This window comes from Leeia oryzae DSM 17879, from assembly GCF_000376945.1.
GTDB classification, from domain to species: Bacteria; Pseudomonadota; Gammaproteobacteria; order Burkholderiales; family Leeiaceae; genus Leeia; species Leeia oryzae.
Window position 1 is genome coordinate 725,992 of the sequence record NZ_AQXU01000025.1, and the last position, 14,929, is coordinate 740,920.

A 14,929-nucleotide genomic window follows, 5' to 3' on the forward strand; every position below is an offset into this window, starting at 1 on the left:
ACAACCAGGAGAGAGTGTCGTGAAGAAACTGTTAACCCTATCGTTACTGGCTATGGCTGTCGTCAGTGGCTCTGCCAATGCAAAAGACTGGAAAAACATCCGCGTGGGGATCGAAGCCGCTTACCCTCCGTTCAATGAACTGACGGCAGACAAGAAAATCGTCGGTTTCGACAAAGATCTATCCGATGCGATCTGCTCGTACCTGAAAGCCAACTGTACCTATGTCATCCAGGACTGGGACGGCATGATTCCTGGCCTCCTGGCGCAGCGCTTTGACACCATCATCTCCTCCATGTCATCTACCGAAGAGCGCAAGCAGAAGGTATCGTTCACACGTCCTTACTACAACACGCCAGCGTTCTTCCTGGTACGCAAAGATTCCAACATGAACGTGGATTCCCCTGCCGCCATGAAAGGCAAGCGCATCGGGGTACAGTCAGCCACCATCTTCCAGAACTATGCCGATGCCTTCTACAAACCGGCCGGCGCTACCGTGACACCGTACCAGACCCTGGACCAGGTTTACATGGATCTGACTTCCGGCCGTCTGGACGCCGTGCTGTTCGGGTCTATCGAGCATGACACCTTCCTGAAATCCAAAGACGGTGCCGGTTACAAGATGGCCGGCAAGCCATTGCTGGATCCGAAATGGTTTGGCGAAGGCGCTGCCATTGCCGTGCGCAAGGATGACGAAGACCTGCGCAAACAGCTGGACGCTGCCGTAGAAGCCCTGCACAAAAACGGAACCTACGACAAGATCCGCAAGAAATACTTCTCTTACGACATCTGGCCAAAAGGCTAATACGGCCTTGCGGGTGTGATCGCCACAGGCTGGCCATCACACCCGCCCCGTCGCTGGCTATCTGTTCCACCCACGCATAAACGGAAACCACAATGTGGTATGACTATCTAGGCTCCATCCTTACCGGCGCAATACTGACACTGCAACTGTCGTTGCTGTCGTTAACGTGTGCCATCATTTTCGGGCTGATGACGGCTTCTGCCAAGCTGTCGCCAATCGCACCGTTACGTTGGGCAGCCACCTGCTATACCACCATTATCCGGGGCATTCCGGATATTGTCCTGATGCTGCTGGTCTTCTTTGGCGGGCAGATCCTCATCAACCATCTGGCCGTCAAGGCCGGGTTGGCCCCGTTCGAGTTCAGTCCGTTCTGGGCGGGTATCGTGACCATCGGATTCATCTTTGGCGCCTACTTTGGCGAAACCTTCCGCGGCGCCTTCATGGCCGTCCCGGCAGGCCAGATCGAAGCCGGCATTGCCTATGGCCTGTCACGCACCCGGGTGTTTTTCCGCATTCTCACCCCGCAAATGCTGCGGTTTGCCTTGCCGGGCCTATCGAACAACTGGCTGGTCTTGCTGAAAAGCACCGCCATCGTGTCGATGATCGGTCTTACCGACATGACCTGGCTGGCCGATCAGGCCGGGCGCTCTACCCGCCAGCCGTTCATCTTTTACATGATCGTCTGCCTGCTATACATGCTGTTATCGTACGCCTCGGGCGTCCTGCTCAAGAAGCTGGAAAAACGTTACAGCGCCGGTGTCATTTTCGGAGCCCTATAAAATGGATTTTCAGCCAGGCATCATTCTCGCCAGCCTGCCCATGTTCCTGGACGGATTATGGGTCACACTGGAACTGGTAGGCATTGCACTGCTGTTCGGCATGATCTTTGCCCTGCCCTTGGGCATCATCCGTGCGGTCAATGTCCCTTACCTGACCCAGCTGATCGGCGGGTATACCTATTTCTTCCGCAGCACGCCCATGCTGGTCCAGCTGCTGGTTACCTATTACGGCTTTGGCCAGTTCAAATGGATGCAAGACCAGTGGAACGCCGGCAACAGCTTCTGGCTGCTGTTCCGTGAACCCTACTTCTGCGCCTGCTTTGCATTTACCCTCAATACCTGCGCCTACACCACCGAGATCATCTCCGGCGCCATCAAGAACACCTCGACCGGTGAAATCGAGGCTGCCAAGGCCATGGGCATGTCGTGGATCACCCGCATGCGCTTTGTCATTCTGCCTGCCGCCATGCGCCGCATCCTGCAGTCCTACAGCAACGAAGTAATCCTGATGCTGCAAGGCTCTGCCATTGCCAGTGCCGTGACACTGGTAGACCTGACCGGCGTGGGCCGGGCCGTGTATGCCCGCTACTACGCCCCGTTCGAGGCCTTCATTTTTACCGGACTGATCTATCTGGTACTGACGTTTGCCGTGCTGGGCTTGTTCAAGCTGGCAGAGCGCCGCTGGCTGGCGCATCTGAAACCGCGCAAACACTGATCCGGCAGGTAGTGATCCGGAAAGACGTTATTTACTTTTGGCTGTGATCTCCTCAGAGGGACAGTTGGCTGTCAGCGCCTTCTGTCCCTTTTTTTTCATCACCATCGCTTGCGTGAGCTGCGATACACACATGATTATTTGACCCTGGTGATACACTCAACAACTTGTAACCTAAAATGCAAAATTTGTTTAAGGATAAATTTCAGAAACAGTGGCATAATTTTGATACTGACTCCAATAATCTTATTATGTTCAGAGTCAAGTTTTAAAACTTTATAGCAAATAGAATTTATTTTATTAAAGTATTTTTAGAATGACTTTAAAATGCGAATAATCCTTCCCGTTGATTCGCGCGTTAAAAATACCCAAGGGTTTATTCTGGTTAACTTAATTAGTGGCGATCAACAAGAGTATCCAACGCAAGAATCTTTTCCATTCAGCAGGCGAGGCTTTCGTGGTGGTGTCATCCATGATGGGTGCATTTATGTCTGTAACTCATTTTCTGTCAAAGCATACAGGGTTGAAAACTCTGCTGATAAATTTAATTTTTTTGAAATTTGGCAACTACAGCAACCAGAATGGCTATTAGGCAAAGCAGCAAATGCAGATCTTCATGCCCTTCACTTCGATACTTCTCGTAATATTTTGCTTTTAGCAAATTCATTTATGGATTCGCTTGATGAAATTTCTCTTGATGGTCGATTTCTTGGTAGAAAGTTCTTGTGGGAAACATCTGATCGCGTACTTGATCTTGTAAAAGTCCGTAATCCAAATGCGCCAGATCTATGTCATTTCAATCACATATCAATGGCTTTTGGTCAAACCTTTTTGACCTTGGGTAATCTAAATGCCAGTGGCAAAGGTGCCGTACTTCACCTAGAGACAGGCCGGTTTGTAATTGAGAACCTCGATCGTCCTCATGATGGAGTGTTTTGGAATGATGAGTTCTGGATTACAGAAACCTCGGCTTACAAATTACGCCTCTACTCAAATATCAGTAAAATCGAAGACTTTCAACGCGAAGGTTATCGCACAATTGATCTATCGAGTCATGTCAATGAAACGGATAAATTCTGGTGTCGTGGATTATATGTCACAGATACCAAGGTGTTTGTAGGTTGTAGCCAATTTCAGGATCGTTTAAATGAAGAACTCCAAACGCCTCCTTCTCATATATTAGAGATAGATAAAAAATCAGGTAATGTTTTAAAAAAAATTAATATACCAGGATCGACAATCATTCAGCAACCAGTGTTATACAGTCTGCTTCCATACTGATAAGCTCAGTTTTATAAGGAAATGGAAATGTTGACGCCAAGTTCTGATACTGAAACCCGTCTACTGTCTGACCTTACTCAGGTAAACCACAATGTAAGCTACGATGATAGACAACGCCGCTATGGCCATTCTGGCGCAGTTATTTGGCTAACAGGTCTTTCTGCCTCTGGTAAATCAACCCTAGCAATGGGCCTGGAAGCGCATCTGCTGGCACAAGGCTATGCTTGTTACACGCTAGATGGTGACAATATACGACATGGGCTAAATGCTAATCTTGGCTTTTCGCCTACAGATCGGGCTGAGAATATACGCCGTGTAGGCGAGGTAGCAGCACTGTTTGCTGATGCTGGACTGGTCTGCATTACCTCATTTATTTCACCATATCGTCACCATCGCCTTTTGGCAAGGCAGGCAGCGCAACAAACAAGCTTTCATGAAATTTATGTTGCCGCAGACCTACAGACATGCGAAACACGTGACCCTAAAGGACTTTACCGTAAATCAAGGGAAGGGACTCTATCAAACTTTACAGGAGTCAATGCCCCTTATGAGGAGCCGCTTTCGCCTGACCTGGTACTACATACTAATACTGAAAGTGTTGAGCAAAGTCTTGAGCGCCTTTTGAGATATGTAAAAAACGCAGTACCTTTAATTTCACCTAAAGTCAGAAGTCAGGAAAGCACATAAGCTGATTTTAGACCCTATATGCCAAACCTTGGAACAATCAAAATCCTTCGATTGTGAACTAAAAGCCAACGACCGCAGATAGTTGTCTACTTCTCATCAACCCGCAAGCTAGAAACAATGCCAAAACCCGGAAAACGCTGCTTCCAGAGTTCAATATAGTGGCTGTTATCGTGATCCCACGGATGAAATGATGGCCTAAAATAGTCTAGCCACAGCCGCCAAGGAATCAATGACTTCACTAATGAAACCGTATTTGGCTTTACATTGGGGGCGGGTTCAACGCTATGAGAGAGAGGAGCCGGCGATACAGTGCGACCACGCTTAATCAAGATAACGCCTGTGGCCACAACAATCGTGCCCAAAAAGGTCACCAGCAGCATCGCAATGACGCGCATTAGATATGCAAAAAAGCCACGGCCAACATGATGACTATATACATCAAAACACACCGCTTTGTGTTCAGTTTCTTCTACTGCATGCCACGCCCAGAGTTTCGTAAACTCGGGTTGAGCTCTCTCGATGATGTAATCAAGATAATGGAACAAACTGTCAGCCAATATGGCAGTGTAATGCTCTATAGCGCAGCTAATGGCCAGTTGAAATGAGCGTGGTAAAAAAAACCTGAATTTATTTAGAACAAATGTCCCAATACGATCCAATTTAGTTCCATTTGGATATATTTCAAGTAGTACTTTGTTGCAACGATTATGTACACTGGTATGCATCGCTTCTTGATAAATAAACCGATGTACCTGATCCTTCAAAACAGGATCATGGATTTTGTGCTTATAATGAGAAACAGAATCGATAAAGAACTTCTCTCCTGATGGAAAGTAAAAAGAGATAGCATTCAGAAATATCTCGACAATACCTTCTCCTGGAAGCCAGCCAAGCGCATGCCCTGCGTCAAACTTAAGATCTACACGACGCTTTACGATGTCAACAAACGATTTCTTCATATGCAATTGGCATTCAAAAATTAACAAGCAGCCCAGTTTATCAGCTGGCTTTAAACACGTTTTCAAATGGATATTTTACCTACACTCAACATATATCATGCTGAGCCATCCATCTCACACTATCAACAACATGATCCGCTGAATCAGTTGGGAAATGCGAACTCAATAACTAACGACCCGCTCAAAACAAATCGCTTCATTAGGCCAATCCAAGCATTTGCAGCCAGTCCCGCGCAAGCGATTGGGCTGTTTTCCCTTCTGCTTCCACTTTTTGACACTGCACAGTACGATTTGCCCACAACACATACTCTACCGCCCCGTCTGGCACACCGAAAACCTGATACACGGCAGGCATGATAGGAACATGGTCTCCATACCAGCAGAGGCTGGCCGGTTGCGGACATTGCGCCAATGTTTGCCGGAGAGAGTGGATCATGCGGTCTGCATTGCGTAAATGGCGTAGATAAATGGTAAGGTCCTCACACCCGGCAGGTGGCGCTGCATGATATAAGGCAGAAATATCAGCCTCGGTTTGCTGCTCAAGATGCAATGGTCCATGGTTTTCCATGGTAATCGCAAATATGAACACAGGCTGCTTAGCCTCACCTAAAATGGCTGCAATTCTGTCCGCAACTGCCATATCCCCGGTATAAGGGCCAGCGCGCATGGATTCGTCAAAATGGCGGATATCCAGGAACTCATCAAAGCCAAAACGCGGATACACACGATCACGACGATAAAAACTGGCTGGATAAGGGTGAATACATACCGTACGATACCCCAGCTGCTTCAGGTAACTGGCTAGCGATGCCACACCCCAGCCAGCAGCAACTGTTCGATAGGGATTGAAGCGATGCACACCCAATTGCTCAGCCTCAATACCACTCAGAAAAGCAAATTCAGAGCGCACTGTATTGGCCCCCCAGGCAGGTACTTGCAAGGCACCATGTGAGGCCGCATCCTGCTTAAGGAGGTCATATGCCTGCAAGACATCCGCCCGTATACCAGAAAATAACCGTCGAGCATCAAAAAAAGACTCGCTTTGTACTGCAACCAAATGGGGCAACACGGTATTGCCCGTTGGTTGCTCAAGCTTACTGAATGGCGAAGAGGCTTGTGGTGGTACTCGCTCAGCCTCGGCGTAACGCCACAAACAGGCAAGAAATCCAAGGGCAAAAATATCCTGCTCAGGCTGCAAACTTACCGGCAGGTGCTGACGCTTGCCCAGCCACAACAACAGCATACTGCTTAGCAGCAGCAATGCAACACCCCCCAACTGTCCATGCCAGTCAAAACGATGTGCGGGCACATCCTCCCCATACAGACCTACCACAACCGCCAGAGCGAAACCAACAACGGCGGCAAGAAACTTCCACCAGCCCAGAAACGGAATATAAAGTCGTGGGTGCAAAATGGCATCGGTAAAGTATTCATAGTCCTGAAACACAAAAGCTTCGCGCAATGAGTGCATCTTGGCATTATTCACCTGCACCAGCAGCAGAATAAACGCCGCAACAGCTGCAGCAGCAAACCATGGACGACCCAGCAACAATACAAGTAGTGCCTGTGCCAACATGATCAACCCTGCATGCAGACCATAAGCAGGCCAGGGCCTAAGTAGTGTCGGACGCGGTACAAGTAGCTGCTCAATAGCAAAGGATGCCAGCAACAATGTGAAAGCAGCGGCAATCACCCCCCCAAGAGATGCTTCAATGACCATAACCCACCATCCGTACAATCCTGGACGACAACCCAGCAGGCAGCACAGCCAGAAACCACGATCCAAGATTCAAGGGAAAAGGAAAACTGATACGCGCCTGATTACGCCGTAAACCAAGTCGGATAGTGCGTGCCGCACGCTGTGGCGTCCACAAAAATGGTTTAGGGCCCGGCATGGCATCGCACATGGGAGACTTTACATAGCCCGGCATGATTACATTGACGAATATCCCATCTGGCGCCAGCCAGCCACGCAAGGCTTCTCCATAGGCCTTCACCCCGGCCTTGCTGGCAGAATACGCTGGCGTTACCGGCAGGCCAAAATAACCCGCTAGCGAACTCAGAAATGCAATTTGCCCAACCCCTCGGCGGCGCATGGCAGGTATTACAGCCTGTGCAGTAAACATGGCAGCCTTCAAATTTACTTCCAGCAACACCTCGACTGCATCCCATGGCTCCGGCTCACTGCCAGGACCGATATGCGTATTGACTCCGGCATTGATAATGGCAAGATCCAGCGCATCCAGAGATTGCAACCATTCTCCCAGAGCCGGAAAATCCCTAACATCCAATTGCCGCGTAGCAACCTGCGCACCTTGTAAGCGACAGCGATCAGCAACCTCGGCTAGCTTGACACCGTTACGCCCCTGCAGATGCAGCATCACTCCTGCTTGCGCATACTCCTGAGCCAAGGCAGATCCGATCGCACTCGTCGCTCCGGTAATCAAAATGGTACGATGTGAACGGTCAGTCTTCTTCATGCCGCAGCCTTTCTTGCCAAGACCAGTAAAGAACCATTGCAAAACCCAGGCATGCATTGATGTTAAATGGAATAAACAAATAGTTCTTTTTCCATGTAGCAACAGCTATTGCCAGTAATGAATAACAGAACGTAATAGCCTCCCCAGCCAGTAATACCGTATTGATGGCCGGCATTGCTGCACGGTAAGCCGTTTTGCCTTTTGGTGTTCGATTGAACTCATCGTAGACGCCTAAAAGCGCACGCACGCCACCCACAAAATAATACCAAGCCATGGGTAAAAACATGGCTACATAACGATAAGTATCCCAAAAAGTATGCCAAATACGCCGCCTGCGCTTGATACTGGCACTTTTTTGCGCCGCAAAGACATTATCCAGCGCCCACACAGCAACCAGCACCGAGAACACCAGCATCAGCCAATGCAAGCCAGCACCTTCTACATGCACCAGATAACTCAAAGGTAAACTCAGCACAATGAGGACATAAATTGAAGCCAGCAACGCAGCAGAAAACATCATCGAGATAGCATGCAGGCGCTTTAGCAGCGGCATTTCCTGCCTGAACATCTGCCGTACATGCTTGAACGCGCTATGAATCAGACCGCGCCCCCATCGCTCTCGCTGAATACGGAATGCACTGATGGTTTCTGGCAGGACCGACATGGAAATCACTGTACGCAGATAGGCATACTTCCACTTTTCTAACTGGGCCCGATACCCCAGATCCACATCTTCGGTAATGGTTGATGCATTCCAGCCCCCCAGTTGTTCGACACAGGTTTTACGCCATACACACGAACTACCACTGAGCGAAGCCATGTCACCATCCTCGCAAAGACCAACAGTGACATATTGCTGATGTCCCATTTCCATGGCCTGAAAGCGTGTCAGGAAAGATACATCGCTGTTTTCATAACCAATACCGGTCTGAAGAAAACCCAGACTCGAATCAGCAAAGCATGGAATGGTTTTCAGCAGGAAATCTGCCGGCGGCACAAAATCCGCATCAAAAATGGCATAAAAATCTCCGGTGGCTTGCTGAATGCCATGGACCAGATTGCCAGCCTTATATCCTTCCCGATTCTGCCGCCGGATCAGACGAATATTGCCCCTCTCACGGGCATAAGCCGCGACCTTGGCATCGGCAAGGATGGACGTTGTATCGCTGGAATCATCCAGTACCAGTATTTCCAGCAAGCCCGCCGGATACCGCAACCGGCAGGCCGCATCTATTAAACGCTCGACAACATCCGCTTCATTGCAAATTGGCAACAATACACTGACTCGAGGTAAAACATTGCTGGCAACATCCACTGAGGCCATTGATATCTCAGTGAGCTGGCGCTTTTCGACTTTTCTAGAAATCAGCAGGACACGCAGCTCCAGCAACACGTAGACAGCAAAATACGCGACGACAACAAGGAATACCCCTTGAGACAAATAAGAAATGAATAAGAGCATTTCAGCCTAAAGTGCTAAATGTTAACGGCGGCACAAATTTGTTCCAGCCGATGGGACCATGTGTGATGCTGCTTTACATACGCAGCACCGGCTGCCGCACGTTCCAGATCAATGGGGGACGGACCGTGCCGCAAGCGGGAAAATAGTTCCAGTGCTTCGGCGTGATTACGGATAACATGGCAAAAATCGCCAAAGTGCTTTTCTACCGCAAGGCCAGGGTTAGTCACCGCAATACCGCCACAGGCCAGAATCTCCAGCAAGCGCCGCGAGCACATGGTATCGGAATCTGTCACCGAATTGACATTCAGCGACATCGTATGCGTCTTGTACACTTGGGCGGTATCACGATGCGCCACACTAGAATGCAAACGCAGGCGCGTACTTTTAGGAAAGCGGAACTCAAAATGGCGCGACAAGCGATGATGATTCCTGTCAAACACATTCAGCCATACATCTGCTGCTGCACAAGTATCAAATACCATATCCAGAAATCGGCGTCGCTCATTGAGGATTCTCCGGTAATAACTACCGGTAAAACACACCTCGTTCCGAGTGAAATTAAAGCCGGTAAACTGATGAAAAGCCGGCTGATATGGCATGGCCAGCGTATCTACCGGTACATGCGCAGGTAATTGCTGCCGATAACGCAAAATGCACGCTTGGTCAGTTGTAAAAACAAAATCAAATGCCTTGGCTACATCGATAAACGCCTCAAAAAATGCCCCATCATCCTTGTTCCAGAATACCGTGGGAATACCTTTGTTTTTGGCGTATTCGATCAAATGAAAAATTGCTTTGGGCTGACTTAGCCGCATCAGCTTCGATTGCCTGGCCAATTCATAGCGCCACTCCCCGCTCACGCCATGAAAAGTAGACTCTACAAACACCAGATCCGGTTGCCACTCATCCAGCACCGTACGGAAATTGGACGGCGTCATCACACGAACCCGACATTCGGCAGACAAACAGTCCGCTGTAAAATAGTCTGTCACCAACGCAATTTTTAACTGACCATATCGGCCTGGCTGTGCCACATCCTCAGTCAACTGCGGGAACGCATACACCCAAGAACCCAGTTTACGTATAGCGCTGCCAATCATGCTTCTTCACCTTGTTTTACTGGCAATAGACTTGCCACAAATTCATGCCAACATCGTCGTTTCAGCGCATTATCACGCGCCAAGTTCCCTAGGTCTCTTAGCGCAGCAGGGTCAGAAAATGCAGACAAAATAACCCGGGCCAGGTCTTCTGCGTCTCCGGCCCGAAAAAACCAGCCAGCCGGATGGTGCCCCATCTCGTCACGGAACACAGGTAAATCCGGTACGATAACCGGTTTGCCGATAGCAAGCGCTTCGACCAGCTTGATTGGGGTAACAATCTGGCACACTTTGAAAGGCTTACGAGGAATGCAAACTACAGCGCACTGCTCCAGACGCTTACGACTGGCTTCTGGCGGCAGCTTGCCCAAAAAGCGAACCTGCTGCGTCAAACCCAACCGCTGCACCTGGGCCTCCAGCTGCCCACGTACCTCGCCATCCCCCATTATCTCCAGGCTAACTGGACAACCAGCACGCAGCACAAGCGCAACCGCATCAATCAAGGTATCCAGCCCCTCATAACCCAGCAAAGACCCGGCATACGCCAGCGTGTATGGGACCACTTTATCCGTATCACTTGGCCGAAACCGCTGCGGATCAACACAGTTGGGCAGCAATGCCATGCGTGCAGGGTCAACCCCCCAGTTTTCCTGTGCAAACTTGCCCAGTTGCTCTGAAATCACAAATAGCCGATCTGCATGACAAGCCACCAAACCCTCAAGCTGCAAGCCTTGTAAATACGCCTGAGACCCCTCATACGCGGGTGTACGCGAGATGCGGCTCAGCTCCCACAAACCACGCATTTCATACTGAAAAGGAAGCCCCAACCGGCGTGCTGCTAGCAGTGCAGGCAAAGCATTCACATGATTGGAGGCTGCATGGATAACCGCAACACGGTGTTTCAAGGCAAACTCGGCAATCACTTTCGACGCCTGTAGTGCATACTGCAGCACGGGACGGTTATTCAGAGGCGCCGCAGCATGCTGATACGACACATCATCCCTCTCGGTACAGCAACCCGACGCATCACGCAGACGGTCCTTGCGGTCCCAGGGGTAGCCTGGCCTGGTCAGTACATGCACCGTCGCCCCGGCGGCACGCAAAGCACGAATTACCTCATGTGTACGCGTGGTATAGCCACTGATGTGGTAAGGCAAGGCACTGGCCGGCACATACAGTATGCTGCCCGCCGTAGCCTGCATCGGGGTGCGCGGCGCCGGACGCCGCAGGCGCCAGTCCAGCAGTTTCACAGTCAGTACGCGGCTAAAGGCCAGCCACGGCTCGCCAAACAAGGAATACAGAAACCTGGTCACCACCCTCACCCCCCGATGCCGCCTGTCGCACTCAGCTCCGCGAGTGCCAAATCAACCGTCGTAGCCAACTGGATACGTCCACGCGCTTGCAAATCCAGGAAATCGGCGCTGGTTATCACATCGTAGTCTTTGCTCAGCCGCGCCAACAGTTTGCGATACCCTTCCAGCCGTTCGTCATCCTTGTACATGGCATGGCCGTGCTCATCCCAATGCAGCAATGACCACGAATGCAGCAGAAACACGGCAAACCCGGGGCTGCCGCTCAAGGTATCCAGCAATAACTTGCCCCACCAGGGGCGGAAGCGGAAATAGCTGGATTCGGGATACGTTAATCGTGCCCACCACTCTGGTTTACCCACCTTGGGCAAAATCTTCTTCTCCGTCATCGGGATTTCAATCACCCCGTTAGACCAGCAGAACGGCAAGTTGGTAGGTACGCTAAAGCCGCACTGCCCTGCATGCACCGCGCACATCGAATTATTGAAAGACAGCGGGATCCCGGCAGTCTTCAAGGCACGGATAGCACTCGCATTCCAACGAAAAGACCCGGCCCTGTGCGCCAATAGCGGCTTACCCGTCACTTGCTGGATCAAGCCGGCAAAATGCCGGATCACAAAATCTGCCCGACCGTCGTCCGCATATTGATTCATGTAAGAAGGGCGATTTTCCAGCCCATGCCCCGCCCAGAAACTATCCGGCAGATATTCCGGATGCGTGTGCAGCTGCACATCCTGTCCTGCCTCATCCAGCCAGCGCACAACCTCAGTAGTTTCATCCAGATGATCATAGGCACCGCACTGGTCAACAAAAAATACCTGCTTGATACTAAACTCATCCCCAATAGCGCACATCTCGCCAATGCCCGCTGTACCGTTAGCATGTTTCCCCCACATCAAGCGGGTAACATGGTCCGCTGCCGCGCGCTTCGGTAACGCTTCGGTATCGATGGTAATCATTGCATAGCGTTGTTTCATGCTGGCCATTCTGCCTGTGCAATATCCACTGTTTGACAGGTCTTGATTTTCCCCCTCGCATGCAAATCGAGAAATTCACGGGTTGTAATCACATCATAATCCTTGCTTACTTTTGCCAGCAGCTTGCGATAGCCCTCTAGCCGCTGGTCATCTTTATAATATGCATGGCCGTTTTCATCCCTATGCAGCATGGACCAAGAGTGCAACAGGAATACGGCATAATCAGGCATGCGACCCAACAGCCTGTCTATCGCGTTACCACGGTAATCTGCATAACGAAAATAGGCTGACTCCGGGTAAGTCAAGCTAACCCATTTTTCAGGTTTACCTTCAACAGCAGGCAAAAAATGCTCGCTTACCGGTACCTCAATAATGCCGTTTGACCATATATAAGGCGAATTGCTCGGCAGAGCAAAAGGACTGCGCTTATTAGTAAAGGCACGCATTGAATTATTGAATGAGAGCAAAAATCCAGACTTAGCCATGGCAGCAATTGTTGCGCCATTCCAGCGAAATGAACCCGCCCGAAACGACGTCACTGGCTTGCCCGTGATTGCACTAATCACATTTCCAAAATATTTTAAAAAAAATGCTGTTCTTTCAATATCTGCTGAATTACCAAAATATTCTGTATAAAAAGAATAACCATGAGTCAACCAAAACTCGGCTGGTAGTACTTCAGGATGGGCATGGAGTTGCACATCCTGATCATTCTTTCCAAGCCAGCGTACAACACTGGCGACTTCCTCAATGCGATCATACACCCCACAAAAATCAACAAAGAACACATGCTTAATATTGAATTCGGTGCCAATAGTAACTAACTCGCGCACTCCAGCACTTCCAAGAGAAAACTCGCCCCACATTAAACGTTTGACATAATCATCAGTTGCCCGACTAGGCAATGCCTCAGTATCAACCGTGAGGAGTGCATATTTATTCTTCAAACCAAAAAAATCCTAGGGCAGGGTATATGTATATAATCAAGAAATCTTAACAAAAGATATTTATAGGAATTTTCGTCAATAGCCTATATACATCTATTTTAATAAATTAAAAAACACCCAAATTTAAATTATTTAATCTTAACAAAATATTTCATATACTATCAATTTTCAAATTTAATAGATTGAAGTGCATTTGATAAACGTGTCAATTTTGAGTTTTGACTACCAGTTGGTATTACAGTATACATAGGAAGGTCATGAAATAAATTAGAAACCTTATTCATGCTAACAAAGCGTCCCGCTACTTCTAGAGAGTTCTGGTCAACCCACCATTGCTCACCATCTAATGTTAAACTATGATAAAGAAAAGCTTCTATAGTTGAAAGAAATTCATTAGAAATTTCATTACAGTAAAAAATCCCAAATCCAGCCGTTATGTGCTGCCAAGGCAAACATTGTTGCTTCTCTAAAAAGCGCAATGCCATAGTCTTATCTTTATGAGCCTCAATCAAGGGAATAAGTGAACCCTTAATGACACAATCGAAATCCATTACTACAATCGGTTTATCAGAAAAATTCCTCACTTTGCTAGCTGCTAAATATCTCAAGGCAGAAGAAATAGGACCAATATTACCTGAACGCTCCAAATCCAATTGATTAAACACAAAACGATTGTCATAACCATTTGGAACAGACGAAAGAGTATCAGATATAGTAACAAAGCAAATAAAATTATCACCAGTAAAACTTAACGATTCAATGATATATTTATTATATATCTCAAAATACTTCGAATCACAAGAAATAGAGACGATATAGTCGACACTATCATTACAATTTATAATTTCTTTATGATTAGAATTTTCAAAACATTGATACAATTTCCCACTCTTATCAATTACCAAATTCTTTGGTGACTCTCCATTCAACCAAACAGTGGAGCAAGGTATTGCCATATAAGGATTAAAATTTTGGTCTTTTTCATTAAAGAAAGTTTTCAGTAATGACACATATTTTCCAAAATCCCCATTACGCCAATACAATGTAGCCTCAAAAACCAATATCAAAGCCTTAGTGTTTTTATTGGTGCAATAATTTTGCGCCTCAGCCAATTTCTCCATGGCCTCTTCGCGGCCATAATTATGAATTACCGCCAGGCAATAATATACTACAGCATCAGGGTGATCATTATTACGCAGCGCTATTAAAGAAATTCTTTCAACATCCTTATGTATTCCTTTATATCTTCTAGTATAGATCTGGCATATTTTAAATAGATAAGTACTCCCTCCACCATTCAAAAAGCAATACTCATATGCTTTCACTATCACATCAAAAATAAATTCATCAGTTTCATTTAAAAAATCAACTTTTTTAAATAAATCATCAATCTTATCTAAGAAATCATTATCAAGGCGGCCTATCATAGCATCTCT

General features: G+C 48.1%; 14 protein-coding genes. 5 read left to right on the plus strand and 9 right to left on the minus strand.

Going from position 1 to position 14,929, the window contains the following annotated elements:
• The first annotated feature begins 19 nt into the window (after positions 1-19).
• The 5 genes from F552_RS0116890 (at position 20) to cysC (ending at position 4,261) form a co-directional block, all read left to right on the plus strand.
• The gene (locus F552_RS0116890) at positions 20-802 is read left to right on the plus strand and encodes a transporter substrate-binding domain-containing protein (protein WP_026182847.1); all 783 of its coding nucleotides are present in this window, start codon (positions 20-22) and stop codon (positions 800-802) included.
• Positions 803-894: 92 nt separating this feature from the next.
• Positions 895-1,581 (plus strand): ABC transporter permease, encoded by a 687-nt coding sequence (locus tag F552_RS0116895; RefSeq protein WP_018152954.1) that lies wholly within the window; start codon positions 895-897, stop codon positions 1,579-1,581.
• 1 nt (position 1,582) lies between these two features.
• Positions 1,583-2,296 (plus strand): ABC transporter permease, encoded by a 714-nt coding sequence (locus F552_RS0116900; RefSeq protein ID WP_018152955.1) that lies wholly within the window; start codon positions 1,583-1,585, stop codon positions 2,294-2,296.
• 324 nt (positions 2,297-2,620) lie between these two features.
• Positions 2,621-3,574: a hypothetical protein gene (locus F552_RS20600; RefSeq protein ID WP_018152956.1), complete on the plus strand. Its 954-nt coding sequence runs from the start codon at positions 2,621-2,623 to the stop codon at positions 3,572-3,574.
• A 27-nt stretch (positions 3,575-3,601) separates the two neighbouring features.
• Positions 3,602-4,261: an adenylyl-sulfate kinase gene (cysC, locus tag F552_RS20415; protein WP_083917542.1), complete on the plus strand. Its 660-nt coding sequence runs from the start codon at positions 3,602-3,604 to the stop codon at positions 4,259-4,261.
• An 86-nt stretch (positions 4,262-4,347) separates the two neighbouring features.
• Here cysC and F552_RS19720 read toward each other — a convergent pair whose 3' ends face one another.
• The 9 genes from F552_RS19720 to F552_RS0116960 form a co-directional block, all read right to left on the minus strand.
• Positions 4,348-5,220 carry a metal-dependent hydrolase gene (locus tag F552_RS19720; protein WP_018152958.1) on the minus strand — a complete coding sequence of 291 codons (873 nt, stop codon included), beginning with the start codon at positions 5,218-5,220 and terminating at the stop codon, positions 4,348-4,350.
• 199 nt (positions 5,221-5,419) lie between these two features.
• Positions 5,420-6,796 carry an LTA synthase family protein gene (locus tag F552_RS0116925; protein ID WP_211208306.1) on the minus strand — a complete coding sequence of 459 codons (1,377 nt, stop codon included), beginning with the start codon at positions 6,794-6,796 and terminating at the stop codon, positions 5,420-5,422.
• 133 nt (positions 6,797-6,929) lie between these two features.
• The gene (locus F552_RS0116930; protein WP_018152960.1) at positions 6,930-7,700 is read right to left on the minus strand and encodes an SDR family NAD(P)-dependent oxidoreductase; all 771 of its coding nucleotides are present in this window, start codon (positions 7,698-7,700) and stop codon (positions 6,930-6,932) included.
• The gene (locus F552_RS0116935) at positions 7,687-9,162 is read right to left on the minus strand and encodes a glycosyltransferase (RefSeq protein ID WP_018152961.1); all 1,476 of its coding nucleotides are present in this window, start codon (positions 9,160-9,162) and stop codon (positions 7,687-7,689) included. The genes F552_RS0116930 and F552_RS0116935 overlap by 14 nt, the downstream gene beginning before the upstream one ends.
• A gap of 14 nt (positions 9,163-9,176) precedes the next feature.
• On the minus strand, positions 9,177-10,262 hold the full coding sequence (locus F552_RS0116940; protein ID WP_018152962.1) for a CgeB family protein: 1,086 nt from the start codon (positions 10,260-10,262) through the stop codon (positions 9,177-9,179).
• Complete coding sequence (locus tag F552_RS0116945; RefSeq protein ID WP_033375951.1) at positions 10,259-11,572, minus strand: glycosyltransferase family 4 protein; 1,314 nt, start codon at positions 11,570-11,572, stop codon at positions 10,259-10,261. The genes F552_RS0116940 and F552_RS0116945 overlap by 4 nt, the downstream gene beginning before the upstream one ends.
• 5 nt (positions 11,573-11,577) lie before the next feature.
• Entirely contained in the window at positions 11,578-12,546 is a 969-nt protein-coding gene (locus F552_RS0116950; RefSeq protein ID WP_033375953.1) for a polysaccharide deacetylase family protein, read from the minus strand.
• Complete coding sequence (locus F552_RS0116955; RefSeq protein ID WP_026182849.1) at positions 12,543-13,493, minus strand: polysaccharide deacetylase family protein; 951 nt, start codon at positions 13,491-13,493, stop codon at positions 12,543-12,545. Before F552_RS0116955 ends, F552_RS0116950 begins: the two co-directional genes overlap by 4 nt.
• Before the next feature lie 161 nt (positions 13,494-13,654).
• The gene (locus tag F552_RS0116960; RefSeq protein ID WP_018152967.1) at positions 13,655-14,920 is read right to left on the minus strand and encodes a hypothetical protein; all 1,266 of its coding nucleotides are present in this window, start codon (positions 14,918-14,920) and stop codon (positions 13,655-13,657) included.
• Positions 14,921-14,929 lie beyond the last annotated feature (9 nt).